We start from the raw sequence: 26,958 nt of genomic DNA, 5'->3' as shown, positions 1-26,958 counted from the left end.
GGCCAGCCCTTGCTCTGGCCCCCTGTTTGGGCGATAGATCGGCAACCCCAAATGCCCCGCCCGCACCCCTGCGGTCGCCGGGCGCGCCTGGAGATCCGACATGAAAATCGCCACGTTCAACATCAACGGCATCAAAGCCCGCGCCAATGCCCTGCCTGACTGGCTCGATGAGGCGCAGCCGGATGTTGTTCTGCTGCAGGAAATCAAATCGGTCGACGAGGCCTTCCCGCGCGAGATTTTCGAAGAACGTGGTTACAACGTCGAAACCCATGGTCAGAAAAGCTTCAACGGCGTAGCGATCCTTTCAAAACTGCCGCTCGAAGATGTCAGCCGCGGATTGCCCGGCGATGACAGTGACGAGCAGGCGCGCTGGATCGAGGCCACCGTGGTCGGCAAACAGGCAATCCGCATCTGTGGGCTTTACCTGCCCAACGGCAACCCGGTGGAGCTGACCGACGATGGCAGCCCGGTGCCCGGCGGCAAATATGCCTATAAACTCGCGTGGATGGAGCGGCTGCAAGCGCGCGCCAAGGCCCTCTTGGCCGATGAGATGCCCGCACTGATGGCCGGGGATTACAACATCATCCCCCAGCCCGAGGATGCCAAACGCCCCGAGGCCTGGGCCGAGGATGCCCTGCACCGCCCCGAAAGCCGCGCCGCCTTCCAGCGGATCGTCAACCTCGGCTTTACCGAAGCCTTCCGCGCCCGCCATCAGGGGCCGGGCCATTATTCCTTCTGGGATTATCAGGCAGGCGCCTGGAACCGTAACGACGGGATCCGCATCGACCATTTCCTGCTGACCCCGCAGGCGGCGGATCTGCTGACGGATTGCCAGATCGACAAGGACGTGCGCGGGCGGGAAAAGCCGTCGGATCACGTTCCCGTCTGGGTCGAACTCGACATCTGAGGCCGCGGCGCGGCGGCTCAGCCCAGCCGGATCAGCCCGGCTGCGGCGCAGTCACATCATGGCGGTAGATCCAGTCGAACTGCCCCACCATCATCTGCGGCGCCAGCCGTCCAGCCAGTTTCAGCACCTGGTGCGCAGGCCAGTTGAGCGGCGGGCGCAGGTGATATTTCCAGGCATTGCCGGTGGCGGCGGCCACCACTTTCTCCGCGCGGGCGCGGCGACGGTTCTGATAAAGCGCCAAACCGGTCTGCATGTCAGGGGCCTCTTCCAGCGCGGCGCAGAGCGTCCAGGCATCCTCAAGCGCCAGATTGGCCCCCTGCGCCATGAAGGGCAGCGTCGGATGGGCGGCATCGCCCAACAGCGCCATGGAGTCGCCATACCAATGCTCTGCCACCGGGTGCCGGAACAGCCCCCAGAGCGCCACATCCTCGACCGCGTCCAAGAGATCCTTTGCATCGCCGCCAAATCCGGTAAAGGCGCGGCGCAGATTGTCCGGGTCGTCCTTGAGGTTCCAGCCTTCCTCGGCCCAGCCACGCCGCTCCTGCGCGGCGACAAGGTTGACGATGGAGCCGTCCCGCAGCGGATAGGCCACCAGATGGCGGCCCGGCCCCATGAAGACCTGCGCCTCAGCCGTCAGGCCGATATGGTTCGGCACGATGGCGCGCCAGGCGACCTGCCCAGTGAAGAACGGCTGCTGCGGGGCGTTGAGTGCCGCGCGCACCCGCGAATGTAGCCCGTCTGCGCCGATCACCAGATCACCGCCACAGCCCGCCCCATTGGCCAGATGCACCATCGGCTCCGGACCGGGCTCGACCCGTTCGACCTTTTGCAACAGGCGCACCTTCACGCCCTCTTGCCGAGCGGCATCCGCCAGAAGGCCGATCAGATCCGACCGGTGCACAAAATAGTATCGCAGATCCGCCGCGTATTGCTCCAGATCGAGGCGCAGAACCTCAGCCCCTTTGGCATGGCTGCGCAGCACCACAGCGCGGGCCCGCGGGGCAGTCCAGGCCAGATCCTCGGCCAGGTCCAGCGCCTGCAGCACCGCCAGACCGTTTGGGGTGATCTGCAACCCGGCGCCCACTTCGGAAATCGCCTCGGCCTGCTCCAGAACCGTGACCCGCGCACCCTTGCGGCGCAGGGCGACCGCCGCCGCAAGACCGCCAATACCAGCGCCCACAATGGTGATTTTCTTATCCGTCAGTTCCATGGGTCGCCTACGCAGATTCTCCGGTCCGGTTTCCCTTAAACGAAAAACGCCGGAGCCACAGGCCCCGACGTCAATGTTTCTGCCTTCGCCGAGAGACGATCAGTCGTCGCGGTGAACTTTTTCGCGGCGCTCGTGGCGTTCCTGCGCTTCCAGGCTCATGGTGGCGATGGGGCGGGCGTCCAGGCGTTTCAGCGAGATCGGTTCGCCGGTTACTTCGCAATAACCGTATTCGCCTTCATCAATGCGCCGGATGGCCGCGTCGATCTTCGCGACCAGTTTGCGCTGGCGGTCGCGGGTGCGCAGTTCAAGAGCACGGTCCGTCTCTTCGCTTGCGCGGTCTGCAACGTCGGGAATGTTTCGGGTGTTGTCCTGCAATCCTTCGATAGTGTCGCGGCTCTCTGCAAGCAGCTCGTGCTTCCAGTTCAGCAGCTTACGACGAAAATATTCAGATTGCCTTTCGTTCATGAAAGGCTCGTCTTCGGCCGGACGATAGTCTTCCGGCAGAAACATTTCTTGCTTCATCTCGGCTCCTTCGGTCTGGCCCATAATGCTGGTCTCTTCAAATCGTTCCAAACATTGCGGCTCCCCATGCCGCAGCGTTTATCCCCTGCCGCGCAGATTGTCACTACACAATAGTAAACCAGCCGGGTTAAAAGCGACCAAACCGCATCATTGCAGCCCGGAAACGGGCACAGAGTAACCAGAGGACGCAGGACAGACATGCAATTTCAGGGCACCAAGGATTACGTTGCAACAGATGACCTGAAAGTGGCGGTCAACGCCGCCGTCACGCTGGAGCGGCCGCTGCTGGTCAAGGGCGAGCCGGGCACCGGCAAGACCGAGCTGGCCAAACAGGTGGCGGACGCTCTGGGTCTGCGGATGATCGAGTGGAACGTGAAATCCACCACCCGCGCGCAACAAGGTCTTTATGAATACGATGCCGTCAGCCGCCTTCGCGACAGCCAGCTGGGCGATGAACGCGTGCATGACGTCAAGAACTACATCAAGAAGGGCAAGCTTTGGGAGGCGTTTGAGGCCGACGAGAAGGTCGTGCTGCTGATCGACGAGATCGACAAGGCCGACATCGAATTCCCCAACGACCTCTTGCAGGAACTCGATAAGATGGAGTTCCACGTCTACGAGACCGGCGAGACGATCCGCGCCAAGCAGCGCCCGATCATGATAATCACCTCGAACAATGAAAAAGAACTGCCGGACGCCTTCCTGCGCCGTTGTTTCTTTCATTACATCCGCTTCCCCGATGCCGAGACGATGAAAAAGATCGTCGAAGTGCACCACCCTGGCATCAAGGAAAGCCTGCTGACCACGGCGCTGACCCAGTTCTACGAAATCCGCGACACCGCGGGTCTGAAGAAGAAGCCTTCGACCTCCGAAGTCATCGACTGGCTGAAACTCCTGCTGGCCGAGGATCTGACCCCCGAGGATCTCGCGCGCGACGGCGCCGATGCGCTGCCTAAGCTGCATGGGGCGCTTTTGAAGAATGAACAGGACGTGCATCTGTTCGAACGGCTGGCCTTCATGGCACGCGGGCGCCGAGGCTGACGCTTACCAGGGCACCACTCTTGACCTCACCGCTGCCGCCCATTTCGGCAGTAGCGGCGGTCGTTCCTGCGTTTTGATGCTGCGTTTACTTATTTTCGCGATAGCTTATCCTTGCCGGGGCGTCGCCGCCTGATGGCACCGCAGCATCCCGCCAGCCCGTTTTTCCGGAGACCGCCGTTTTTGTTCAGAAGAACGCATCGTGACACTGCCCGGGCGCCCCGGGTCCTGCTTGCCCTCGCCTGCGCTGCGCTTGTGGGCTGCACCGGCACCTTTGACGGCAGCCAGCCAGGCCGCGCCGCCATCGCCGACAGCACTTTGCCCCCGGCCAAGGCATTCGCCGCCGCGCACCCGCAGCCACCACAACGGGCAAACCGCGATATCGCGCGGGATTTCCTGGATCTGCATTTCAATCTCGAAGGCGGCGGCACCCTGCCCGTCTTTACCCGGTTTGACGGCCCCATCACGCTGCGGGTAACAGGCGCCCCGCCCCCCGGTTTCGAGCACGAACTGACCCGCCTTCTGGCACGCTTGCGCAATGAGGCCGGGATCGACATCACCCGGGTGAATGGTGACAGCGCCCGGATCACAATCGAAACCGTCTCTCGCAAGGCGATCCGCAAGGCTCTGCCCAAGGCGGCCTGTTTCGTGGTACCTAACGTCACATCGCTGAGGGATTTCCGCCGTAAGCGGCGCAGCCCGGACACCGACTGGACCCGGATGCGCCAGCGGGACAATCTGGCGCTGTTCCTGCCCAGCGACGTCAGCCCGCAAGAGCTGCGCGACTGCCTGCACGAAGAGCTGGCGCAGGCGCTTGGCCCGCTGAACGATCTGTACCGGCTGTCGGATTCCGTCTTTAACGATGACAATGTGCACACCGTTCTGACCGGCTTTGACATGCTGATCCTGCGCGCCACCTATGCGCCGGAATTGAGGACAGGTATGACCCGTGCCGAGGTCACCGCCCGCCTGCCCGGCATCCTGGCACGGCTCAACCCACGCGGCCAGGGCATCCCGCCCCGCCCGCTGCCCGCAACGCCGCGCCGCTGGATCGCCGCCATCGAAACCGCGCTTGGCCCCGACACTCGCCTGTCAGAGCGTAGGCTGGCGGCCCGCACCGCCGTGGAAATCGGCCGCGCCAGTGGCTGGCGGGACCATAGGCAGGCGCAGGGGCTTTATGTTCTGGGCCGCCTGATACAGGCCGATGCCCCGGACAGCGCCCAGACCCTGTTTGCCTCCGCAATGGAAATCCTGCGCGGTCAGCCCGGCACGGAGCTGCACCAGGCCCGCATCCGCCCACGCATGGCGGCCTACGCCATCGCCCGGGGCCAGCCCGATGCGGCCCTGACGCTGCTGGAACCTGTTCCCGAGATCGCAGCCCGCTATGAAAACGCCGCGCTGCTGTCCACGGCCTTGATGATGCAGGCCGAAGCGCTAGACCTTGCGGGGCAATTCGACGCCGCCTCCGCGGTCAGGCTGGACAGCCTTGGATGGGCACGCTACGGGTTCGGCCCGGATTGGGCCGTCCGGGCCAAGCTGCGGGAGGTCGCAAATCTGCGCCCGCACTAAGACCGGCCGGGGATCCATGGAACATATGACACAGGCGGACTGACAAGATGATCGTAATCGCTGCATTGCTGCTGGGGGCGCTGACAGGCGCGCTGACGGCCCGGAAACGTAACGGCAATCTCGCCGACATGCTGCAATATGGCGCTGTCTATGCCATTGCCTTTGGTATTGTCGGGATGCTCGCCACCCTGATCATTCACCGGATGGCGGTGTAACTGCCCAGAAAGGTCCCAGATGTTTCAACCCTTTTTCGAAAACCTGCGCCAGGCCTCGGTCCCCGTTTCGCTGCGGGAGTACCTGACTTTTCTGGAAGGCATGAAAAAGGGGCTGGTGACCTACGATCTTGACGCCTTTTACTACCTGGCGCGCGCCGCCATGGTGAAGGACGAGCGCAATATCGACAAGTTCGACCGCGCCTTTGCCGCCACATTCGAAGGGCTGGAGGCACTGCCTGCCTCAGCCGTGCTGGACGCCGTGGACATCCCCGAAGACTGGCTGCGCAAGATGGCGGAAAAGCATCTTTCGCCAGAAGAACAGGCTGAGATCGAGGCGCTTGGCGGTTTTGACAAGCTGATGGAAACCCTGAAAGAGCGCCTGAAGGAACAGGAAGGGCGCCATCAGGGCGGCAACAAATGGGTCGGCACCGCCGGCACCTCGCCCTTTGGCGCCTATGGTTATAATCCCGAAGGGGTGCGCATCGGCCAGAAGGAAAGCCGCCATCGCCGCGCGGTAAAGGTCTGGGACAAGCGCGAGTTCAAGAACCTCGATGGCGACGTGGAGCTTGGCACCCGCAACATCAAGGTCGCCCTGAAGCGCCTGCGCCGCTGGGTCCGCGAAGGCGCGCAAGAAGAGCTTGATCTCGACAATACCATCCGCGCCACCGCCGAACATGGCTATCTGGACGTGAAAACCCGGCCCGAGCGGCACAACGCCGTGAAGGTGCTGCTGTTCCTTGACGTGGGCGGTTCGATGGATCCGCATATCAAGGTGGTGGAAGAACTGTTCTCGGCCGCGCGGTCTGAGTTCAAGCACTTGGAATACTTCTACTTTCACAACTGTCTTTACGAAGGCGTCTGGCGCGACAACCGCCGCCGCTGGGATGCACAGACGCCGACGCACGAGGTGCTGCGCACCTATGGGCCGGACTACAAATGCATCTTCGTCGGCGATGCCTCGATGTCGCCCTATGAAATCGCCTATCCGGGCGGCGCCAATGAGCATTGGAACCAGGAGGCTGGACAGGTGTGGTTGCAACGCGCGCGCGAACACTGGAAATCCAATCTCTGGATCAACCCGGTGCCAGAGAAATACTGGGACCATACCCATTCCATCGGCATGATCCGCGAGATTTTCGAGGACAGCATGGTGCCGATGACTCTGCACGGGCTGGAAAAAGGCATGCGCGAGCTGACCCGGTAAGCTCCGGCTTGCAGGCTGCACTTCATACCAACTTAAATAAATTCCTGCGTATTTTGATTTCGGACGCGGGAAACCGTTAATCAATCGTCAAACACGCGCGATTAGCGTCGATGCCCAGTTCTGCATCCCTATCGAGTACAGCCATTTAATGACCACTGGCACAAACTTTGACGGCACCGCCGGGCCGGAGCTTCGTCTTGGAGAAGTCCTTGGCGCGCTCAGCCACGCGCTGGATATGACCGAAGGCCAGCCCAAGGGCCATTGCATCCGCTGCGCCTGGATCGGCATGCAGGTGGCCGAGGCGCTGGACCTGCCGCAGCAAATGCGCACCGATCTGTATTTCACCCTGCTGATGAAAGACACCGGTTGCAGTTCTAACGCGGCCCGGATCAACGAACTCTACATGATGGATGATCTGGCCTTCAAACGGACTTTCAAACGCGTCAAAGGCTGCCGTGAAGGCATGCCCTTCGTGTTGCGCAGCACAGCCCGGGGGACGTCGCCGCTGACGCGGCTGAAGACTTTGCGCCATGTAATCGGACACCGGGACGAAATCGGGCAGGAGCTGGTCCGCAATCGCTGCGGCCGCGGGGCGGAAATCGCCCGCCGCATGCGGTTTTCCGAAGAGGTGGCCGAGGCGATCGCCTCACTTGATGAACATTGGGACGGCGGTGGGCGGCCTCTGGGCCTGCAGGGCGATCAGATCCCGCTCCTGTCGCGCATCGCCCTGATGGCGCAGGTGACGGATGTTTTTACCCTGGATTTCGGCGCCGAAGCTGCCGCGCGGGAGATGGAAAACCGCGCGGGCGTCTGGTTCGACCCCGATCTGGTCCGCGTCTTCACCAGCCTGATCCGTGACCCCGGCTTCGCCCATGACCTGCTGTCACCGGAACTGGAGCAACAGGTGTTCTCCTGCGCCCATGCCCTGCACACGGCAGAGGTGAACGAGGACTACCTTGATGAGATCAGCCATGCCTTTTCGCTGGTGATCGACGCAAAAAGCCCCTTTACCCACGGCCATTCCCAACGCGTCGCCCGCTATACCCGCATGATCTGTGAACAGCTGGGACTGGCGGCCTGCCACACCCGATGGATGACCCGCGCCGCGCTCCTGCATGATATTGGCAAGCTGGGCATTTCGAACACCATTCTGGACAAGCCGGGCAAGCTGACGATGGACGAGATGGATATCGTCCGCAAGCATCCGGTCTGGGGCTATGACGTGCTGAGCCGGGTTGGCGCCTTCCGGCGGATGGCCGAAGTGATCGTGGCCCACCACGAACGCCCCGATGGCAAGGGCTATCCCTATGGGCTTCAGGGAGAGGCGCTGACGCGGGACATGCGGATCATGGCCGTTGCCGACGTCTTTGACGCGCTGACCGCCGACCGCCCCTATCGCGATGCGATGCCGCTGGAGGAAGCCTATAAGATCATGGACAAGATGTCCGGCACCGGTATCGATCCGGATTGCTATGCCGCGCTACAGGATGCGATCACGGCCAGCGGCTGGCCTGCGACGTCCCTGCAGGGCGACTGCGAATGGGATAGCCTCGCGCAGGTTTCCACGAAAAGCGGCCAACAATCCGCTTGAGCGCGGGGCTTGCCCGCCCCATATCTACCTAATGCTGCGTCTCACTCCCATTCTGCTGGCCGTGCTCTATGGCCTCGTCTCCTACCGGATTTCGGTCTGGCGGACCCACCGCGAACTTGATGCCCGTTCAACCCGGCTTGCGGACCCGAAACTGAAACGGCTGACCGACCAGATGGCGGCGGCGCTGGAGGTCGCGGATATCCCCGTCTTCATCTACGAGGTCGACCCGGTGAACGGTCTTGCAGCCCCCGATGGACGTATCTTCATCACCCGCGGGTTCTACGCGAAGTATCAGGCGGGCGATGTCAGCGATGCAGAGCTCGCCTCGGTCATCGCGCATGAACTGGGCCATGTGGCGCTGGGGCATTCAAAGAAACGCATCATCGACTTTTCCGGCCAGAACGCCCTCAGGACCGCGTTGATGATGATCCTCGGGCGCTATATCCCTTTTGTCGGCCCCTGGATTGCCGGCCTTCTGGCAAATCTTCTGGCTGCGCGGCTGTCGCGTGGCGATGAATACGAGGCGGATGAATATGCAGCCGCCCTGCTGATGAAGGCAGGCATCGGGGTCGAACCGCAAAAAAGTCTATTCCGCAAGCTTGAGGAACTGACCCAGTCGCGCGCGGGCATGGCACCAGCCTGGCTGATGAGCCACCCCAAGACCGAACAGCGCATCGCCGCCATCGAACGGCTGGAGGCGGACTGGGCCAAGGCCTGACGGAAGGTCATACCGCCTTTGTGCCTCCCTGCTCTGCCACACGCCTTGCGCCCCGCAGGAAGAGGCGCCACATCTTGGAAAACACCCGATCACAAGGCCGTTCTCATGCTCTACTCCCTGCTCGATCTTGCCCCGGTTCCGGAAGGCTCTGCCATTCCGCAGGCGCTAAAGAACAGCACCGAACTGGCGCAAAAGGCCGAAAGCCTAGGCTATCACCGTTACTGGCTGGCCGAGCATCACAACATGCCCGGCATCGCCAGCGCCGCGACTGCCGTTCTGATCGGCCATATCGCCAGCCAGACCAGCACCATGCGTATCGGCGCGGGCGGCATCATGCTGCCGAACCATGCGCCCTATATGGTGGCGGAGGCCTTCGGTACTCTGGCCTCCCTCTATGGTGACCGGATTGATCTGGGGCTGGGCCGGGCGCCAGGCACCGACATGCAGACCGCCCGTGCGCTGCGCCGCGGCATGGGGGCTGCTGCCAGTGGCGACAGTTTTCCGCAGGATGTAATTGACCTCATCGGTTTCATGGCGCCGGAGGACCCGCAGGCGCCGGTGCGCGCCTTCCCGGGCCAGGGTACAAATGTGCCGATCTGGATCCTCGGCTCCAGCCTTTATGGCGCGCAGCTCGCCGCGCATCTGGGCCTGCCCTATGCCTTTGCCTCCCATTTCGCGCCGCAGGCGCTGGAGGAGGCGCTGGAGGTCTACCGGCGCTCTTTCCAGCCTTCGGCCTTCCTGGACAAGCCGCACGCGATGATGGCGATAAACGTCTTTGCCGCCGACAGTGACGCCGAAGGCATCCGGCTGCGCACCACCATGCAGCAGGCCTTTGCCCGGCTGCGGCTGGGCCGTCCGGGCAAGCTGCCCGCCCCGGTGGATGACATCAATGCGCACCTGGAGCCGCATGTGCTGGCAGGTGTGAACGAGGCACTGCGCATCACCGCCGTGGGCAGCCCAGAGAGTGTGCGCAGCCAGCTATCGGAGATCATTGGACGGTATCAGCCCGATGAGGTGATCGTGACCGGCCAGATCCACGACCATCAGGCCCGGATGCACTCGTTCGAGATCGCCGCAGAAATCCTGAAAGAGATCTAGGTTCAGCCCGCCAGCGCCTTGGCAAGCCGTGGCAGGCGTGCCTTTTTCAGCAAGGGGCGCATCTGCCAGCCGCCGCCGGACAGGCGGTTGGCCTCATCCAGAACGGCCGTGCCGACCGTTTGCATCCCGGCCTGTTCCTTGAGCCACAGATCATAAAGCAGCTCATCCGGGCCGATGCGTTTCAACCCTTCCTCGGACAGGGTGTGGCGCGGAAAATCCTTGGCGTTCATGGTGACGATGCCATCGGCATGCCCCGCAATGGCGGCGGCCAGCACGTGCACATCCGCCGCATCCGGCAGCCACAGCCGCGCCTCCACTCCCGGTGCGGGCGCCACAAGTGCACCGGGCCAGTTCGCCTGTAACAGCGCAACTTCGGACGCGGCCTGCGCCGCCCCTTCGGGGCCGAGTTTCAGCGCCGCGCGGCGCCATTCCTCCAGGATACGCTCGGACCAGAGCGGCGCATAAAGCCCCAGCCGGGCCGCGCCCAGCAGCATCTCCCGCATCACCGTGGGATAAAGAACGCAAGTATCAAGGAGCAGTTTCACGCGCGATCAGTCCAGCCGGAAGAACACGGCCTTGAGGTAACCGCTTTCGGCCAGCTGTGGCATCTGCGGATGGTCCGGCCCGGCGTATCCGGTGTGGATGAGCTGTCCCCGCCGCCCGGCCTTACCGATCCCGCGCGCCGAGGCGTTGCGGAAGCGGGTCAGATCCGCCGCGTGCGAACAGGAACAAAGCCCCAGATAGCCGCCCGGCGCGACCAGCGGCGCGGCCAGTTTGGCCACCCGTTCATAGGCACGCAGGCCCGCCTCAAGCGCGTTCTTGGACGGTGCAAAGGCGGGCGGATCGCAGATTACCACGTCGAACCTTGCGCCCTCGGACCCCAGTGCCGCGAGCACATCAAAGGCATCGCCCTGCCGTGCGGTAAACCGGTCCTGCCAACCTGCGGCCGCAGCCCCCTGCTCCGCCAGGTCCAGCGCCGCTGCCGAGCCATCGACGCAGGTCGCCGACCCAGCGCCCGCCGCCAGCATGGCCAGACCAAAACCACCGACATGGGAGAACACATCCAGCACGCGCGCGCCCGGTGCCACCAGCCGGGCAGCAAAGGCGTGGTTTTCGCGCTGATCGAAGAACAGGCCAGTTTTCTGCCCGCCAGTCAGATCCGCCATATAGGTGGCACCATTCATCTGAACCGGCACCGGAGCGTGCGGCGTCTCGCCCTGCAGGGTGGCATTGACATCGTCCAGCCCCTCCAGCCCCCGGGTGCGCCCTGAGGCATTCTTCAGGATCACCTCAGCACCGGTGACAGTGGCCAGTGCGGCGGTCAGCTCCTCAAGATGCGCTTCGGCCCAAGCCGCATTGGGCTGCACCACGCAAGTGTCGCCAAACCGATCGATTACGATGCCCGGCAACCCGTCTGCCTCGGCGTGGACCAGTCGATAGAAGGGCGCATCGTATAGCTGTGTCCGCATTTCCTGCGCCCGCGACAGGCGCGCCTCGAACCAGGCCTGATCAATCTGTGCCTCAGGGTTGCGGTCCAGCATCCGGCCGATGATCTTGCTGTCGGGATTGACCGAGACCAGCCCCAGCGGCCGCATCGCCTCATCCTCAAGCACCGCCAAAGTGCCCGGCGCCAGTTTCCGGGTGCGCCGGTCGGTGACCAGTTCATTGGCATAAACCCAGGGAAACCCATGCCGGATCGCACGGGCATTGGCCTTGGGCTTCAGTTTTACGCGGGGGCGCTGCGGCGCGGAGGCTGTGTCTGTCATGCCCCCTCATAGCTGCAAGGCAGATAGAGGGGAAGAGGCCGCAGCGCGCCAGTCGGCAATAGCGCGCAGTGCCGAACGCCTAGCGATCCCGACTGCGCCAGCCGCCGCGCCGACGCGGCTTCACGACCTCGGCCAGCCCCTCACGCAGAACGGTGACCATCGGGTGGTCCGGCTGCCCGTCCTCATATTTGGCAAGCAGGCGCTGCATCGCATCGCGGTTATCAATCCCTCCGGGCAGGCTCAGCGCCCAGTCCAGAAAGATACTGCGGCACTGCGACATGTCGATCCCGTCGATCCGGAAGGATTCCCGGATCAGCCCCTTGGGGTCCATCTGGTCCTGCTCACTCATCTGCGCCATTTGCACCTTCCCGATCAAGCGCCCCGTCGATCATCGCACGACAGGCCGCATAGCTGTCTTCCAAGTCCCGCTCCAAACCCTGCAGCGTTTCAAATCCGGTGCTGCGGCACAAGAACTGCGCGCCGCCCTCACCGATTGCTGCGGTATCCAGCGCCTTGGCCGACAGCAGCCGCGCCGCCGTCTGCACTGACCAGAATAGGCGATAGGCCTGCGCCAGTCTGGTACCTTCTGCGGCATCCAGCCAGCCACATGCGACGGCGCCGTCCAGGCCAGTCGCCACATCCCGCGCCCCAGAACCAGAGAGCAGCGCGCCAGCCTGCGCGACGAGTTCGATATCCATCATCCTGCCCGGCCCCGTCTTTGCATCCCAGACCCCCGCCGGGGCCTTGGCCGCCGCGATACGGGCGCGCATGTTGGCCACCTCGGTGAGGATCTGCAGCCGCTCACGCGGGCGGCTCAGCACCGCGCTACGCAGGTCTTCGATATCGGCGATCAGATCCGCAGGCCCGGCGATGCTGCGCGCCCGCGTCAGCGCCAGATGCTCCCAGACCCAGGCTTCGTTCTGCTGGTAGTTGGTGAAACTGGCGAGACTGGTCGCCACCGGCCCCTGATTGCCCGAGGGGCGCAGGCGCATGTCGACCTCATAAAGACGCCCCTGCGCCATCGGTGCGGTCAGCGCGGTGATCAGTGCCTGCGTCAGCCGGGCAAAATAGGGGCGCGTCGCCAGCGGTCGCTTGCCTCCGGATCCTTCATCCGATTGCGGATCGTAGATCACGATCACATCAAGGTCGGACTGCGCATTGATACGCCCGGCCCCAAGCGAGCCCATCGCCACCACTGCCGCGCCGCGCCCGGGCGCGGCGCCGTGTTTTTCGGCAAACTGCGCCTCGACGCAGGGCACCAATGCGGCGATCACCGCCTCGGCCAATTCGGCGTATTGCACGCCCGCGGCTTCGGCATCGATCAGACCGCGCAGATGATGCACCCCGATGCGGAAATGCCATTCCTTGCACCAGCGCCGGGTGGTGTCGAGCTGCGTTTCATAATCCCCTTCGGCGGCCAGAAGCGCCTCCAGATCCTGCTGCAGCTTGGCGCCGCCCGGCCAGGGATCGAAGAAGGAGCCGCCGATCACCGCGTCGAACACGCCCGCGTTGCGCGACAGGAAGGCCGCCAGCTCACCAGAGGTGCCGACGATATCCACCAGCAAATCCAGCAGCTGCGGATTGGCCTCGAACAGGGAAAACAGCTGCACCCCGGCGGGCAGACCAGCAAGGAAACCATCCAGCGCCAAAAGCGCCTCAGCCGGTTTTGCGGTGCGCGCCAGCCGCGCCAGAAGATCCGGTTTCAGCCGGTCAAAGATCTGCGCCCCCCGGGCCGAGCGCAGCGCCGGATAGGTGGGCCAGCGGGCAATCACCGCCTCATCCAGCCCCTCGGGCAGCGCAGGCGCCGCCGCCGGTTTTGCGTCCGGCGCAAAGAAGCCTTCGGTCAGGGTATGGACCTCGGTCAGCCGGTCGCGGATTTCCGACTGAAGCTCAGCCGGATCACGCCCCATCAGGCAGGCGACGCGGGCAATGCCATCCTCGGATTGCGGCATCCGGTGGGTCTGGGCGTCATGCACCATCTGAATGCGATGCTCGACCTCGCGGTGGAATCGGTAGTGATCGGTCAGGGTTGCAGCGACATCGGCGGGGATCCAGTCCCGCGCCGCCAGCGCCGCCAGACCTTCGACCGTGCCACGCAGGCGCAGGCTTTCATCGCGCCCGCCCGCGATCAATTGCCGGGTCTGGGTGAAGAACTCGATCTCGCGGATACCGCCACGTCCCAGTTTCATGTCATGGCCCGGCACGGTGATCACACCGCCAGTGCCCTTGTTTTCACGGATCCTGAGCCGCATGTCGTGGGCGTCCTGGATGGCCGCGAAATCCAGATGGCGGCGCCAGATAAAGGGCCGCAATGCCGCAAGGAACCGCTCGCCTGCGGCAATGTCCCCGGCGCAGGCGCGCGCCTTGATATAGGCGGCACGTTCCCAGGTGCGCCCGAGGCTCTCATAATACCGCTCCGCCGCCTCCATCGCCATCGCCACTGGCGTCACCGAAGGGTCCGGGCGCAGGCGCAGATCGGTGCGGAAGACATAACCATGGCCGGTCTTGTCACTCAGCAACGCGCACATATTGCGGGTGGCCCGCACCATGCCCTGACGCGCCTCGTAGAAATCATCCGGGTCGAACCGGGTTTCATCAAACAGGCAGATCATGTCGATGTCAGAGCTGTAGTTCAACTCATGCGCGCCCATCTTGCCCATGGCGAGGATGGTCAACCCGCCTGCCGTTTCCACATCTGCTTCTGTCATTCCCGGCAGCTTCTTGCGCCGGATCAGCGCCGCAATTTCCGACTTGATCGCCACATCGGCGCAAAGCGCACCGAAATCGGTCAGCGCGCCAGTCACCCGTTCCAGCGGCCAGACACCGCCCAGATCGCAAAGCGCCGTCAGCAGGGCCACACGGCGCTTGGCCTGACGCAGCCCCGGTTTCAGCTGATCGGGCGCCATGGCGCGGCAGTCGGCAAACACGGCCTCCAGCGCCGCCTCAGGATCTGCCAGGGCTTCGGGCAGCCAGGCTGCCTCCCGCGTGATCAGACCTTTCAGATAGGGGCTGGAGCCGCCGGTCCCGGCCAGAAGCTCAGCCACTTCGACCGAAGCCGACGGCACCAGAGCACGGGTTTCTGCACCCAGTTCGGAATCAAAGGGGCGCGGCAGGCGGGTGATGTCAAAGGCAGCATTCATATCGGGACTCTGTGCTGCCGTGAAACCGGCGTCAATGCGCCTTTTGGCGGCGCCTGCCCACCCTCTCCCCGGCCCGCTGAACCAGGTCATAAGGGCGCGGTAATCTGGCGCCAACGACCAAGCGGAGCAGCAAACCACGCAGAGGTCTGGAATACCCCCATAACCACCCAGGGTTGTATCACGTTATAGTGAGGTGTGGCTGTGCTCCTCTCCCTTGCCCGAATGTGCCAGTAATCAGTATCCCGTTGTCAGGAACCAGAGCCAAATGCCCACCTTTGGGGCCTTCCCAAAGGGTTTGGCTTTCGGATGTAGCGAGTATCGTACCGAGTGGCCGTCGTTCAAACCGGACCATCGATGAGCATGGCCGCGCCGGTGGAATGGGCGGGCAGCGCGCAAGAAAAGCCTATCTCATTTGCAACGCCCATTGACCAGGCTGGTCGCCCCCATCGTGGCGTAAAAGTCCAAGAAACACCCCCTGCTCCGAACACGGACAGACCGGGCCGAGAGCGCGAGAGTACCATCCTCTGGTTCTCTCTCAGGCCGTGTCGCGTGACCGCCATAAGGACAGCTCGAATAAAATCGTAACTAGTCTTTACGGAAACTTACCGATTGGCGCTTTGGTGCCCCATTCGTGCCGCGTTCTTCACCTTAACTGTCGCTGTCGGTCAGATTGGAAACGCAACTGATGACGTGGTCGGCTCCTCCGCCGGTCTCGACATGAATGGTCGCCTTGAACACGCGACGAACCAACAGCAGCCGCGCCTTTGGCGTGGGCCGGAGACACTTTTTTGATGAGTACAGCAGAAAAACTAACAAGGCCGGGGTACCTCAGCAAATCCATCGGCCTGATGTCCACCGCCGCCAGAGCTGCCGGTGTCGATCTTGGCGCCGCCATGAAGAAAGGTGACATCACCGCAGTGGATTATGCCACCATGGTGCATCGCTGCAATTCCTCCAACTGCGCCCGGCAATGCGAACACTGGCGCAACGCAGAACCCGATGCGACCGCTGCGCCCTCCTTCTGCGCCAACCTGGAAATTCTTGAGCGGCTGAAACCCTAATCCCGACACCTATGCCCGCAGCCTTGTGGCAGCCGAACTGCGGCGCGGCCCACAAGGGCCCTTGTCCTGCCTCTCTGCAGACCTGCAGCCTGAACACCTGAGACTGCCCGGGGCGGCTTCCCCGGATTCCCCCCCCGCTCGGCCAGGGTCAGATGCGGGGCATAGCGGTATGATTTCTTGGGGAGAATACGGCGCCCCAACGGCGTGCCATGCGGACCCCTGATGAACCGCTCTGGCACTGTCTGCACCGCCATTAACCAAATATTGGCCTGTTTGAGGGCATGATCCTGCTCATTCGAGTTTTTAACCATCAGCACCACCTGACAAATATCATCAGAGAAGCCACGCCGATGAAAATCAAACACCTTGCCGCCCGTATCGCCCTTACTTTTGCCGCCAGCGCTGCCATGTCTGCCGATCTGCAGCCCGGCGACCCCATTTCCGCAAAGATCTTCCTGCAGTTGCACAGCATCGAAAAACTGGCCGGTGAGGTCGTGCCGCTGGTGTCGGCGCCGGGCCGGGACTTTCGGGTTATCGATGGCGATTCGCTGGCTATGGGCGATCTGAACATCCGCCTCGTCGATATTGATGCGCCGCTCGCGGTGCAGCGCTGCAACACGCCGGACGGGTCCTATTGGGATTGCGCCGCCCAGGCGCGCCAACGGGTGCGCTCCATTGTGAACGAAGCTGAGCGGGTGGAATGCTTTAGCACCGATCAGGATCACTATGGCCGACACTTGGCCACCTGCGATGCCGATGGGGTCGACGTCGGGGCCCTGCTGGTCGAAGAAGGACTGGCCTGGGCGCATGAGAACGACGGCCGCTATGTCCCGCAGGCCTCGATCGCGCAGGCCAATGCGCGCGGCATCTGGCAGGCCGAAACCGCTCCGCCCTGGAACTGGGACGCCGAACAGGACTGACCGTTCTCACCACGTATGCAGACCGGACCGGGGGCCAGCGCATTTTGCCGGGCGCCCCTGGCCTTACACTTGCACAGCACCCTTATTGACGCCCGCGGACGCCACTTGCAGTCGCGCCACCCGGTCTGTGCGGAGTTTTCGCATTCAGCACGGGATGCCGAATTCCGGTTGCGCCCGAACATAAAACTGCGTGGTCTTCAGCCGCGCAGCCTCCCATACAGCCCATTTTCCCACCTTGCCCGCATCGGGATTCGACCTTGCAACGCGCTCCTCTTGTTGTGGATGTTTCTTTCTGCAACAGTAATGACGTGTTCCATTTCGACTGGTGCCAGTGAAGCTAACCGAAACAGAAACCGAGCTGATCTTTTCGATCATGCGAGACCTCAGTGGTGCCTTTGACCATTGCGAGGTCCGTCGCCGTGTCGGCCAAAAGATGCTGGATCTTCTCAAGGCGGATTATTTCGCCTCTTACGTCTGGGATGATGCCGAGCAGAGGTTCGTGTCCTGCGTTCAGATCAACATGAGCGAAGACAACCTGCGCCGCTACGAAAGCTATTTTCAGTTCAACGACCCGATCACACCAACCCTGCAAAAGCGCAAGAAGGCGACACCGGTCAGCGAAGTGATGCGCCACGACCGGCTGGTCAAGACCGAGTTCTACAACGATTTCCTGAAGCAAGATGGCCTGTGCTACGGTATGGATTTCTTTGCCTATGACCGGGGCGACAACATCGGCGACCTGCGGATCTGGCGCGGCGCAAACCGCGAGGATTTCACGCCACGGGATGCCCGGATCGTGGATGCCGTCGGGCCCAGCCTTGTTAACGCGCTGGTCCGCGCGCGCAGTTCCACGCAGCAATCGCCCTCCTTGCGGTTTGCACATATCGCCGATGATCTGGGTCTGACGGTGCGCGAGGCCGAAGTTGCCGATCTCTTGATCACCGGCCTCAGCGATGATGAACTCTGCGCAAAGCTGGGCTTTTCCAAGCCGACTCTGCGCTCGCATATCGCCTCCATCTTCCGAAAATCCGGGCTGAACCGGCGTACCCAGCTGGCACCTTTCTTGGCCGAGAAAAATCATCATTTGTGATGATAGGAATGTAATCCTGCCGAAACCTATCCTGTTTCCCAACCATCAGGGAGACAGGAATGACGCTGGATTTGGAACGTTTGGACGCCGTTGCAACGGTCGCTGCGCTCAAGGAAGGATCGGTTTCACCGGCGGCCTATGCCGAAGCCCTGGCAGAGCGGGCCGCGAAACACGCCGATCTGAATGCGCTGCAAAGTTTCGATGCCGGGCAGGTTGTCCAGGCGGCGGCCGCAGCCTTTGAAGCCCACCCGGAGGCGGCGCTGGCCGGGCTGCCCATCGTGGCCAAGGACAATATCAACACAACGGCCTATCCGACCTCCGGCGGTACCAAGGCGCTATTAAGGCATACTCCGGCCACCGATGCCGGTGTTGTGCAGCGCATCACCAAGGCGGGCGGTTTCATCGGCGCCAAGGCGGGGATGCACGAGCTCGCCTTCGGGATCACTTCGAACAATGCGGTCACCGGCGCGGTGCACAATCCGGCAGATCCCGGCCTGATCGCCGGCGGCTCCTCCGGCGGCACCGCTGCCGCTGTTGCAGCCGGGATATTCCCGGCGGGTCTCGGCACGGATACGGGCGGCTCCTGCCGCATTCCTGCAGCACTGTGCGGAGTGATTGGTTTCCGCCCGACCACCGGGCGCTATAACAGCGACGGGGTCGTGCCGATCTCCCACACCCGCGACACCGTCGGCACCCTGGCCCGCAGCACCCGCGACATCGCCCTCTTCGATGGAGTCCTATCCGGCGATGATGCCGCGCTCGCGGAGCTTGCTATGACCGATGTCACGCTGGGCGTGCCCCGGAACATGTTCTATGACAACCTCGATCCGGTGGTTGCCGCAGCGGTCGAGGCGCAGCTTTCGGTGCTGTCGGCGGCGGGAGCTAAGCTTGTCGACGTCGATTTCGATGGCATCTGGCCGCACAACGAAGCCTTCAGCTTCCCGGTCGTTTTCTACGAGGTCATGCGTGACCTTCCTGCCTATCTGGCCGAACACGCGCCAGAGGTTTCCTTTGAAACACTCATCAAGGGCATCGGATCCCCTGATGTGGCAGGCGCCATCGGCAGTCAGCTGGGGGACGAGGCGATGCCGGAAGCCGCCTACCGGGCTGCGATGGATGTGCACCGCCCAGCGATGCGGCAGATCTACGGCAAGGTCTTCGAAGACAACGGATTGGACGCGATTGTCTTCCCGACTACGCCCCTGCCCGCACGGCCCATCGGTGAGGACGAAACCGTTACATTGAACGGTGACCAATGCCCCACCTTCCCCACCTACATCCGCAATACCGACCTTGGATCGAATATCGGCGCCCCAGGCATCTCGCTTCCGTGCCCCGTTTCCTCGGGCCTTCCGGTCGGCATCGAGTTTGACGGCCTGCCCGGCAAGGACCGTGCGCTGCTCGCTTTGGCGCGGGCTGCGGAAAAATCAATGGCGCGATAGACGCCGACATCCACACAGGGAGAATAAAAATGCTGAAAGCAACAACCAAACTCTTTGCCAGCGCTGCGGTGGCGCTAGCCCTTGGGACGGTCTCTGCCGCCGCCGATATCAAGGTGGGCGTGCTGGTTCCGGATTCTGGCCCGGCAGGCCTGTTTGGCCCCTCCACTCGCAACTCGGCCACATTGGCGGCCGAGCAGATCAACGCGGCCGGTGGCATCAACGGTGAGGCAATCGAACTGGTCTTCGCCGATGTCGGCGTGCCCCCGGCCGAGGCTGCACAGGCCGCCTTGCGCCTGTGGAAGGGCGAAGGCGCGCAAGCTTTTGTCGGCATGCATGATTCCGCAGTGCGCGAAGCGCTGATCGGGCGTTTCAACGGGCAAGTTCCCTATGTCTACACCCCTGTATACGAAGGCAACTCATGCGCGCCCGGCCTATATGTCACCGGCGAAACCCCCAGCCAGCAGCTGGCACCGGTGGTCCCCTATCTGGCAGAAAACGAAGGCGCGTCGAAATGGTATCTGATCGGCCATGATTACAACTGGCCGCGCGACACAAATGCGCTCGCGAAGAACTATATCGCCGAGGCAGGCGGTGAAGTGGTGGGCGAAGAATACGTGCCTTTCACGGTTTCTGAATTCGACTCCTCGCTGCAACGCATCAAGGAAAGCGGCGCCGACGCCATTCTGATCACGTTGGTCGGGGGCGGGTCCGTCGGCTTCAACGTCAGCTTTGCGGGGTTTGGTCTGGATGAGCAGGCCCTCCGCCTTGGTACATTGATCGAGGAAAACACCCTTGCGGGCATCGGCGCAGAGAACGCGGACCGGCTTTTCTCCTCTTCGGGATACTTTGCCTCCATCGACTCAGACGCTGCGGTTTCCTTTGCGGCGGATTACACGGCAGCCTTCGGGGCGGATGCACCGGCTCTGAATGGCCTTGGTCAGTCCGCTTATGAAGGGCTGATGCTGCTGGCCGCGCTCGCGAACAAGGCGGGCAGCCTTGACGTTGCCGCGATGGATGCCGCCGCCGAAGGTACCACATGGAGCACGCCCCGCGGTGAAAACACACTGACCGGACGCCATATGGCGCAGACGATCTATCTTGCCGATGGCAGCGGCGGCACCTTCGACATCGTTGCCTTCTTCGACAAGGTGGCCTCCTCCGAAGCCTGCGCGGACTGAGCCTGCGCCCATGTCCTCCGTTCTTGTCCTCAACCTTGCCTGGCAGATCAGCACCCTGGCGCTGGTCGCCCTGGGGCTGGCCATCGTGTTTGGCAAGCTTCAGATCATGAATATGGCGCATGGGGAATTCGTAATGATCGGGGCCTATGCCCCGGTCATCACTTCCTCGCTGGGTCTGCCTGCATGGCTGCAGGTTCCGGTTTGCCTGCTGACCGTTGCCCTGGTGGCCTTCGTGCTTGAGCGCACGATCATCCGTCACCTCTATGGCCGGATGTTCGACAGCCTGCTGGCCACCTGGGGCATCGCCATCCTGCTCCGCGAAGCGGTGGAGCTGATCTTTGGCCGGGGCTATCAATCCGTCACCCCGCCCATCAGCGGCACGATCAGTGTTCTTGGCGCCGATTACCCTGCCTATCGCATTGCCGTCATCCTTGGCATCCTCGCAGGCTTCGCGGCATTGTTCTGGTGGAATGCCCGGTCCAAGGTTGCCACCCGGATCAAGGCGATGGTCGGCAATCCGGACCTGGCCGAGGCTGTGGGCATCAATACCGCCCGGCTGTCGGCTGGCGCTTTTATCTTCGGCTGCTGCACCGCCGGGCTGGCCGGGTTGATCCTGGCGCCCACCATCCGGATCGAGCCGATGATGGGGCTCGATTACCTGATCCGCTCGTTCTTTGCCCTTGTGGTCGGCGGTCTTGGCTCCCTCGAAGGGCTGGGCATCGGCGCGGGCATTATCGCGGGAACGCAATCCGTCCTCGGGGCCGTTGCCAATCAGACCTATGGCTATCTGGCTGTTCTCACTCTTTCCATTCTCTTTCTCTGGCTGAAACCTGATGGTATCCGTTCTTCTTCCCGTTAGCCTGCTTCTGGCAGTGCTTCTCCTGATCCCCGAGGTGTTCGGCGACTTCACGGCCTACCAGATCGGGCTGTACCTGATCTATGGCATCGCAGCGCAAGGCATCGGCTACCTCTGGGGCAAGACCGGGGTGCTGCCGCTGGGGCAGGCACTGTTCTTCGGATTTGCCGCCTATGTCACGGCCAGCACCCTGCGCGCAGGAAACGGACTCGGCATCGACCTCCTCCTGGCCGTCACCGTATTGGCTGCCATCGCCGTGTTTGCGTTCCTTCTGGCCACGCTGATCTTTCGCGGTCGGAAGGAAAGCGGTCCATACTTTTCACTGATCACACTGGCCTTGGTGATGATCGCCGAACAGATCGCCGGAACCGCCACGCCGCTCACCGGCGGCTTCAACGGGATGAGTGGGTTTCCCAGCCTCGGCAATCTCGATCCCTTCGGAAGTTTTTACTACGTCATCGTCGCAGCCACAGTGTTGGTCAGCCTGTTGCTGTTCATCCTGAACCGACTTCCGGTCAACCTGATCGCCAAGGCCGTGGCCGACAACGAACCGCGCCTGCAGCTGCTAGGATTTCCGACCCATGTCATCAAAGGCGCAGCCTTTGCTTTCTCTGCCGCCATTGCGGCCCTGGCCGGGGGGCTTTTTGCTTCGCATCAGGGGATCGTGACGCCCACCTCGATGGGGTTCGGCCTCTCCGCTGAAATGGTCATCCTGACCGCTGTGGGCGGCCGGTTTCACGTGCTTGGCCCGCTGATCGGAGCCGTCATCGTCGGCTGGGCCTCAGCCGAGCTGCGCGACAGTTTCCCCTATTGGGAACTATTGATGGCCTTGGCTTTCATTCTAGTGGTGCTGAAGGCCCCCGGCGGCATCGCGGAGCTGCTGGAAGCCGCATACCGGCGCATCCGGCCCGCAACGCCCGGCAGGTGCGCGCCCTCCATCGCGGCTCCGCCAAGCAAACCGACCGACGCCTCCGGCGCGCTGCGATTTGACGATGTGCATCTACAGATCGGTGTCGTCCGAATCCTGAACGGCGTGACCTTTGAGACGCCCTCGACCGGCATCATCAGCGTCATCGGGCCAAATGGCGCGGGTAAGACCAGCACGCTCAACGCGATCACCGGCAACCTGCAGATCACCCGCGGCAGCATTGCATTGGGGTCGCGCAACATTCACGCGCGCCCTCCTTACAAGGCGCTGCGCAGCGGCATTGGCCGCAAGTTGCAGGTGCCCTCCGTGTTCTTTTCCATGAACGTTTCAGAAAACCTGGCACTTGCCATGATGGCCAACCGGGCACGGCTGGTGGATCTGCTGCGCCCCGCGACCCTGCACTGGCGATCGGAATCGCTGACGGAACTTTTAAAACGCCCCGCGGTGCCTCTTCTGCAGGAAGATCTGGCCGCGCCGGTCGCACATCTGCCACAAGGCCACCGTCAGTTTCTGGAATACGCCATGACCATCGCATCTGAGCCTCGGGTATTGCTGCTGGACGAACCCTGTGCAGGGCTTTCCCCGGATGAAACGGCGCTGATGACCGAACTTGTGCGGACATATCAGGCACAAACCGGCGGTCTGGTCATCGTCATCGAACACGACATGAGCATCGTTCAGGCGATCTCGGACAAGGTTCTGGTCCTGCACCTGGGGCAGGTGCTCGCCTTTGACAGCTTCGACAAGGTGCGCAGCAATCCCGAGGTTCAGGCCGTCTATGCGGGAGGCACCAAATGACCTCGCTTCTGGAAATCGACAATCTGACCGGCGGCTACCGGGACACCCATGTTCTGTTCAACGTCTCGGCCCGGATCGAAGCAGGCAGCATTCTAGGGGTCTTTGGCCGGAACGGTGTTGGCAAGACCACCCTTGCGCGGCTTGTGCAGGGCAGCCTGATGGCTGCTGAGAGCGAAATCCGCCTAGTGGGTCAGACCATCACCACTCTGCCCGCCCATGCTCGCAGGAAACGCGGCATCGGTTACATGCCCCAGACATCGATGGTGTTCGACGATCTGACGGTCAGGGAGAACCTGACCCTCGGCAGCAACCGGGAGGGACCGGAGAGATATTTCGACCGCTTCCCAAGGCTGGCAGAACGGCTGGACCAGCCCGCAGGCACCATGTCCGGCGGTGAGCGGAAAATCCTGGCCTTTGTCCGCGCCATGATCGAGGACACAAAGGTGATTGTCCTTGATGAACCCTCCGAGGGCGTTCAGCCGGAAAACATCGCCCATATGGCGGAGTGCCTGATGGACCGAGCGAAAGCCGGGGCCGGTATTCTGTTGTGCGAACAAAACCTCAGCTTTCTGACCGGTATTTCCGATTGGTATCTCGGCCTCGACGCCGGAACGGTGGTTCTGGACAAACCCGCAAACGAGGTCTCCATAGAGCGATTACGTTCGATATTAAGCCTATAACCGAGACTAAAATCGGCAGTTCCCTGCGCGCGCCAACACTCAAACGAGTAAATTATAAAAGAGGGAATGGTGGGTGATAAGAGATTTGAACTCCTGACATCTTCGATGTGAACGAAGCGCTCTACCACTGAGCTAATCACCCGTGGGATCGGGTATTACCGTCAGGATCACCGCTCTGCAAGAGGGGGATATGAAGATTTTCACCAGTCTGCTTCTTTTTCGGCTTCCTTTTTTTTCACATCCCTCCTGCACTGGCCGCCTCAGCCAGGTCCGCCAGGTAGCACATCGCGGCGGATCATGGTGCGCAGGGTGAAGCTGGAGCGCGTATTGCGGATCCCCTGCACCCGCATCAACTGCTCTTCCAGAAAGCGGTCGAAATCCGTCAGATCCTGCGCCACCACCCGCAGCAGGATATCGCGACTGCCAGTCATCAGGTAGCACTCCATCACTTGATCGAACTGGCGCACGGCATTTTCAAAGGCCTGCAGCGCGTCCTTGGACTGGCGCTCCAGCTCAACAGCGACAAAGATTGTGACGGCCAGCCCGACCTTGGCCTGATCAACCCGCGCGGAATAGCCGGTGATGATCCCGGCTTCTTCCAGCATCGACACCCGCCGGGCGCAGGGGGTGGGCGACAGGCCGACCTCTTCTGAGAGCTGCGCCAGCTTCATGCGCCCGTCCCGCTGCAGCGCGGTGACAATCCTGCGATCGATAGCGTCCATAGCGATTTCCTCCATTACTTGGCGCCATGTTAGCAAATTGCTCCAAAACCAACCACTCCTGAGGGCGTCTTTGGAAAATTTCCGAAGCCCATACCCGGTATTCTGGGGCTGTTAGTTCAGGAGCCTGTCAGTATGACCCTCACCAAAATCGCCTCTCCCGGTCACGAAGAAATCTACCGTGTCGACGATCCCGCCGTCGGTCTGACCGGCTTCATCGCCATCCATTCAACCGAGGCCGGACCGGCCGCTGGCGGGCTGCGGATGCGCGCCTATGCCACTGCGGATGAGGCGCTGGATGATGTTCGGCGGCTGAGCGAGGGCATGACCTACAAGAACGCCGCGGCGGGCCTGCCGCTGGGCGGCGGCAAGGCGGTGATCATCAGCGACCCGACAACAAGCAAAACGCCAGAGATGCTGCGCGCCTTTGGCCGGGCGATCGACAGCCTGAACGGCCGCTACATCACCGCCGAGGATATGGGCATGAGCCCTGCCGACATGGCGCTGCTCGCCGATGAAACGCCCTATGTCGCCGGTCTGGCAGACGGGGAGTTTGCCAGCGGCGATCCCTCCCCCATCACCGCGCGCGGCATCTTCAACGCCATCCGCACCGCCCGGGCGCACAAGGTCGGCAGCGCCGATCTGCAGGGCGTCACGGTGGCAGTGCAGGGGCTGGGCCATGTGGGCTGGTATCTGTGCCAGTTCCTGAATGACGCGGGCGCCGGTCTGATCGTCACAGATGTGGACCCACAGCGCATCGAACGCGCGGTCGCGGAATTCGGCGCCCGCCCGGTTGCCATCAACAAGATCTGCACCGTGCAGGCGGATATCTTTGCCCCCTGTGCCATTGGCGGCATCCTCAATGCCGAGACCATCCCCCTGTTGCAGGTCGGGATCGTCGCAGGCGGTGCCAACAACCAGCTGGCCACCCCCGAGGACGGTCAGGCCCTGCATGAACGCGGCATCCTTTATGCGCCCGATTTCATCGCCAATGGCGGCGGCATCATCAACGTAGCGACCGAGATCCTGAAAATCGCGGATCGCGAGGCCTATGTGGCCAAGAAACTTGCTGCGCTGGATGCGACCATGGCCGAGGTGCTCAACCAGGCGCGTCAGCAGGACATCAGCCCGGATGCCGTGGCCATTGCCACCGTGCGGGCGAAGATGGCGCAGGCCGCAGCGGCTTAAGCCCACCCCAACGATTACAGAGATGCAACAGCGGCAGCTGCCATTTGGCGCTGCCGCTTGTCAGCGCGGGTTTGCCTCCCTATTTAGGGCAGAAGACATGGGGCTGACGCCTCATGCATTTGGAGATTTTATGGAAGAGACCCGGGCATAAGCCCGTTCCCGGCACAGAACATCGGGAACGCAGGACACAACAAGGACACTCGCGACTTCGGCTGAGTGACCTCTTTTCTTGCACTCTCATAAAATCGAGACTTCCGTTGAATATCTCAAAACACGAGCAACGCGTGTTGCACGAGCTCGCCCTTGGCGGCAGCATCCATCATGAACGCAGTGAAAACGGCAAGATCCGCAGCATCATCTGCTATACGCGCGAGGGCAACGTTCTGTCGGACTGCACCCTTGGCGTCTTTCAGCGCCTGCACAAACGCCGTTTCATCCAATCGCGCGACGGCAAACCCTATCGCGCCTCGCGACTGGGGATCAAAGCCGTACGCGCGCAGCTGAACCAACGATAACATCATGACATCACAGGAGCAGACCATGGAATTTGTGTCAGGCCACAAGGGGCGAACAGCAGAGATCACCGACCTGTTCGCCGCCTCCTTCACCGCGTCGGAAGGCGCCGACGAAGGGCAAACCATCGCTGCGCTGGTGCGCGCCCTCCTCACCACGGTGGAAGAGGAGGATTTGTTTGTCTTCTCCGTGCTAGAGGGCGGCGCGGTGGTTGCCAGCATCCTGTTCACGCGGATGCGCTATGATCAGGACGACCGGGTGGTCTTTCTGTTGTCGCCGGTAGCGGTTGCGCCGGATCAGCAGGGCAAGGGCACTGGTCAGGCGCTTCTGCGCCATGGCCTCAGCCAGCTGAAAAGGGATGGTGTTGATATCATCCTGACCTATGGCGATGTCAATTTCTACGCCAAGGTCGGGTTCAGGCAGATCACCGAACAGGAGGCCGCTGCGCCCATGCCCCTTTCCTACCCGCATGGCTGGCTGGGCCAATCGCTGACTGGCGGAGCCTTCGCACCGCTGGTCGGCCCTGCCTCCTGCGCCGCGCCCTTCCGAAAGCCGGAGTATTGGTAGGTATCGAGCAAAAAAAGAAAAAGGCGGCCCAAGCGGGCCG

The 26,958-nt window shown here is 62.5% G+C and carries 27 protein-coding genes and 1 tRNA gene; 19 read left to right on the top strand and 9 right to left on the bottom strand.

Translation table 11 applies throughout. From position 1 onward, the window contains the following. Window positions 1-100: 100 nt before the first annotated feature. Complete coding sequence (xth, locus tag SM765_RS01135) at window positions 101-907, top strand: exodeoxyribonuclease III (RefSeq protein ID WP_274836796.1); 807 nt, start codon at window positions 101-103, stop codon at window positions 905-907. A gap of 31 nt (window positions 908-938) precedes the next feature. Here the strand turns inward: xth and SM765_RS01130 are convergent, their stop codons facing one another. Then, a complete protein-coding gene (locus SM765_RS01130; RefSeq protein WP_274836795.1) occupies window positions 939-2,117 on the bottom strand; it encodes an FAD-dependent monooxygenase in 1,179 nt (392 codons plus the stop codon). A gap of 99 nt (window positions 2,118-2,216) precedes the next feature. After that, entirely contained in the window at window positions 2,217-2,639 is a 423-nt protein-coding gene (gene dksA / locus SM765_RS01125; RefSeq protein WP_065273809.1) for an RNA polymerase-binding protein DksA, read from the bottom strand. Window positions 2,640-2,837: 198 nt separating this feature from the next. Here dksA and SM765_RS01120 point away from each other — a divergent pair, with 198 nt between their 5' ends. The 7 genes from SM765_RS01120 to SM765_RS01090 all read left to right on the top strand — a co-directional run bounded on the left by SM765_RS01120 (window position 2,838) and on the right by SM765_RS01090 (window position 10,072). Further along, window positions 2,838-3,680 (top strand): AAA family ATPase, encoded by an 843-nt coding sequence (locus SM765_RS01120; protein WP_065273228.1) that lies wholly within the window; start codon window positions 2,838-2,840, stop codon window positions 3,678-3,680. 180 nt (window positions 3,681-3,860) lie between these two features. After that, complete coding sequence (locus SM765_RS01115; RefSeq protein ID WP_274836794.1) at window positions 3,861-5,246, top strand: DUF2927 domain-containing protein; 1,386 nt, start codon at window positions 3,861-3,863, stop codon at window positions 5,244-5,246. A 47-nt stretch (window positions 5,247-5,293) separates the two neighbouring features. Beyond that, window positions 5,294-5,461 (top strand): hypothetical protein, encoded by a 168-nt coding sequence (locus SM765_RS01110; protein ID WP_165832664.1) that lies wholly within the window; start codon window positions 5,294-5,296, stop codon window positions 5,459-5,461. Between the two features lie 19 nt (window positions 5,462-5,480). Next, window positions 5,481-6,665: a vWA domain-containing protein gene (locus SM765_RS01105; RefSeq protein WP_065273226.1), complete on the top strand. Its 1,185-nt coding sequence runs from the start codon at window positions 5,481-5,483 to the stop codon at window positions 6,663-6,665. A gap of 148 nt (window positions 6,666-6,813) precedes the next feature. Then, window positions 6,814-8,256, top strand: a complete 1,443-nt coding sequence (locus SM765_RS01100) for an HD-GYP domain-containing protein (protein ID WP_274836793.1) — start codon at window positions 6,814-6,816, stop codon at window positions 8,254-8,256. 31 nt (window positions 8,257-8,287) lie between these two features. Continuing rightward, the gene (locus SM765_RS01095; protein ID WP_065273224.1) at window positions 8,288-8,974 is read left to right on the top strand and encodes a M48 family metallopeptidase; all 687 of its coding nucleotides are present in this window, start codon (window positions 8,288-8,290) and stop codon (window positions 8,972-8,974) included. A gap of 105 nt (window positions 8,975-9,079) precedes the next feature. Beyond that, window positions 9,080-10,072 (top strand): LLM class flavin-dependent oxidoreductase, encoded by a 993-nt coding sequence (locus SM765_RS01090; RefSeq protein ID WP_274836792.1) that lies wholly within the window; start codon window positions 9,080-9,082, stop codon window positions 10,070-10,072. 2 nt (window positions 10,073-10,074) lie between these two features. On the opposite strand, the gene SM765_RS01085 is transcribed toward SM765_RS01090, so the two are convergent. The 4 genes from SM765_RS01085 to glnE form a co-directional block, all read right to left on the bottom strand. Next, window positions 10,075-10,617: an RSP_2648 family PIN domain-containing protein gene (locus tag SM765_RS01085; protein ID WP_274836791.1), complete on the bottom strand. Its 543-nt coding sequence runs from the start codon at window positions 10,615-10,617 to the stop codon at window positions 10,075-10,077. A 6-nt stretch (window positions 10,618-10,623) separates the two neighbouring features. Next, window positions 10,624-11,838, bottom strand: coding sequence for an RSP_2647 family RNA methyltransferase (locus SM765_RS01080; protein ID WP_274836790.1), 1,215 nt, complete (start codon window positions 11,836-11,838; stop codon window positions 10,624-10,626). 79 nt (window positions 11,839-11,917) lie between these two features. Next, on the bottom strand, window positions 11,918-12,187 hold the full coding sequence (locus SM765_RS01075) for a hypothetical protein (RefSeq protein WP_274828934.1): 270 nt from the start codon (window positions 12,185-12,187) through the stop codon (window positions 11,918-11,920). Further along, the gene (glnE, locus tag SM765_RS01070) at window positions 12,180-14,978 is read right to left on the bottom strand and encodes a bifunctional [glutamate--ammonia ligase]-adenylyl-L-tyrosine phosphorylase/[glutamate--ammonia-ligase] adenylyltransferase (RefSeq protein ID WP_368981398.1); all 2,799 of its coding nucleotides are present in this window, start codon (window positions 14,976-14,978) and stop codon (window positions 12,180-12,182) included. Before glnE ends, SM765_RS01075 begins: the two co-directional genes overlap by 8 nt. A gap of 791 nt (window positions 14,979-15,769) precedes the next feature. Between glnE and SM765_RS01065 the strand changes: the two genes are divergently transcribed. Next, window positions 15,770-16,039, top strand: a complete 270-nt coding sequence (locus tag SM765_RS01065; RefSeq protein ID WP_274828536.1) for a DUF6455 family protein — start codon at window positions 15,770-15,772, stop codon at window positions 16,037-16,039. Window positions 16,040-16,389: 350 nt separating this feature from the next. Beyond that, window positions 16,390-16,959, top strand: a complete 570-nt coding sequence (locus tag SM765_RS01060) for a thermonuclease family protein (RefSeq protein ID WP_065273219.1) — start codon at window positions 16,390-16,392, stop codon at window positions 16,957-16,959. 144 nt (window positions 16,960-17,103) lie between these two features. On the opposite strand, the gene SM765_RS01055 is transcribed toward SM765_RS01060, so the two are convergent. Continuing rightward, window positions 17,104-17,334 carry a hypothetical protein gene (locus SM765_RS01055; protein ID WP_274836788.1) on the bottom strand — a complete coding sequence of 77 codons (231 nt, stop codon included), beginning with the start codon at window positions 17,332-17,334 and terminating at the stop codon, window positions 17,104-17,106. Here SM765_RS01055 and SM765_RS01050 point away from each other — a divergent pair. From SM765_RS01050 to SM765_RS01025, 6 genes are read left to right on the top strand one after another with little or no spacing between them, the layout of a single operon-like run. Next, complete coding sequence (locus tag SM765_RS01050; RefSeq protein ID WP_274836787.1) at window positions 17,333-18,049, top strand: helix-turn-helix transcriptional regulator; 717 nt, start codon at window positions 17,333-17,335, stop codon at window positions 18,047-18,049. The genes SM765_RS01055 and SM765_RS01050 overlap by 2 nt on opposite strands. Before the next feature lie 59 nt (window positions 18,050-18,108). Further along, window positions 18,109-19,491: an indoleacetamide hydrolase gene (gene iaaH / locus SM765_RS01045; protein WP_274836786.1), complete on the top strand. Its 1,383-nt coding sequence runs from the start codon at window positions 18,109-18,111 to the stop codon at window positions 19,489-19,491. Window positions 19,492-19,520: 29 nt separating this feature from the next. Continuing rightward, window positions 19,521-20,669, top strand: a complete 1,149-nt coding sequence (locus SM765_RS01040; protein WP_274836785.1) for a substrate-binding domain-containing protein — start codon at window positions 19,521-19,523, stop codon at window positions 20,667-20,669. Window positions 20,670-20,679: 10 nt separating this feature from the next. Further along, a complete protein-coding gene (locus tag SM765_RS01035) occupies window positions 20,680-21,528 on the top strand; it encodes a branched-chain amino acid ABC transporter permease (protein WP_065273216.1) in 849 nt (282 codons plus the stop codon). Then, window positions 21,503-23,251, top strand: coding sequence for a branched-chain amino acid ABC transporter ATP-binding protein/permease (locus SM765_RS01030; RefSeq protein ID WP_274836784.1), 1,749 nt, complete (start codon window positions 21,503-21,505; stop codon window positions 23,249-23,251). Before SM765_RS01035 ends, SM765_RS01030 begins: the two co-directional genes overlap by 26 nt. After that, entirely contained in the window at window positions 23,248-23,931 is a 684-nt protein-coding gene (locus SM765_RS01025; protein ID WP_274836783.1) for an ATP-binding cassette domain-containing protein, read from the top strand. Before SM765_RS01030 ends, SM765_RS01025 begins: the two co-directional genes overlap by 4 nt. Window positions 23,932-23,998: 67 nt before the next feature. On the opposite strand, the gene SM765_RS01020 is transcribed toward SM765_RS01025, so the two are convergent. After that, a tRNA-Val gene (locus tag SM765_RS01020) sits at window positions 23,999-24,073 on the bottom strand. A gap of 118 nt (window positions 24,074-24,191) precedes the next feature. Beyond that, a complete protein-coding gene (locus tag SM765_RS01015) occupies window positions 24,192-24,653 on the bottom strand; it encodes an Lrp/AsnC family transcriptional regulator (protein WP_274836782.1) in 462 nt (153 codons plus the stop codon). A gap of 132 nt (window positions 24,654-24,785) precedes the next feature. Between SM765_RS01015 and SM765_RS01010 the strand changes: the two genes are divergently transcribed. From SM765_RS01010 to SM765_RS01000, 3 genes are all read left to right on the top strand, one after another. Beyond that, entirely contained in the window at window positions 24,786-25,838 is a 1,053-nt protein-coding gene (locus tag SM765_RS01010; protein ID WP_274836781.1) for a Glu/Leu/Phe/Val family dehydrogenase, read from the top strand. Between the two features lie 257 nt (window positions 25,839-26,095). Then, window positions 26,096-26,353 carry a YjhX family toxin gene (locus tag SM765_RS01005; RefSeq protein WP_065273212.1) on the top strand — a complete coding sequence of 86 codons (258 nt, stop codon included), beginning with the start codon at window positions 26,096-26,098 and terminating at the stop codon, window positions 26,351-26,353. 25 nt (window positions 26,354-26,378) lie between these two features. Continuing rightward, on the top strand, window positions 26,379-26,918 hold the full coding sequence (locus SM765_RS01000; protein WP_065273211.1) for a GNAT family N-acetyltransferase: 540 nt from the start codon (window positions 26,379-26,381) through the stop codon (window positions 26,916-26,918). Window positions 26,919-26,958: the final 40 nt, after the last annotated feature.

Source organism: Pseudophaeobacter sp. 1A09344 (assembly GCF_041008745.1).
GTDB lineage: Bacteria > Pseudomonadota > Alphaproteobacteria > Rhodobacterales > Rhodobacteraceae > Phycobacter > Phycobacter gallaeciensis_A.
The sequence above is the reverse complement of the archived record's forward strand: the minus strand, read 5'-3'. Positions and strand labels throughout refer to the sequence as shown.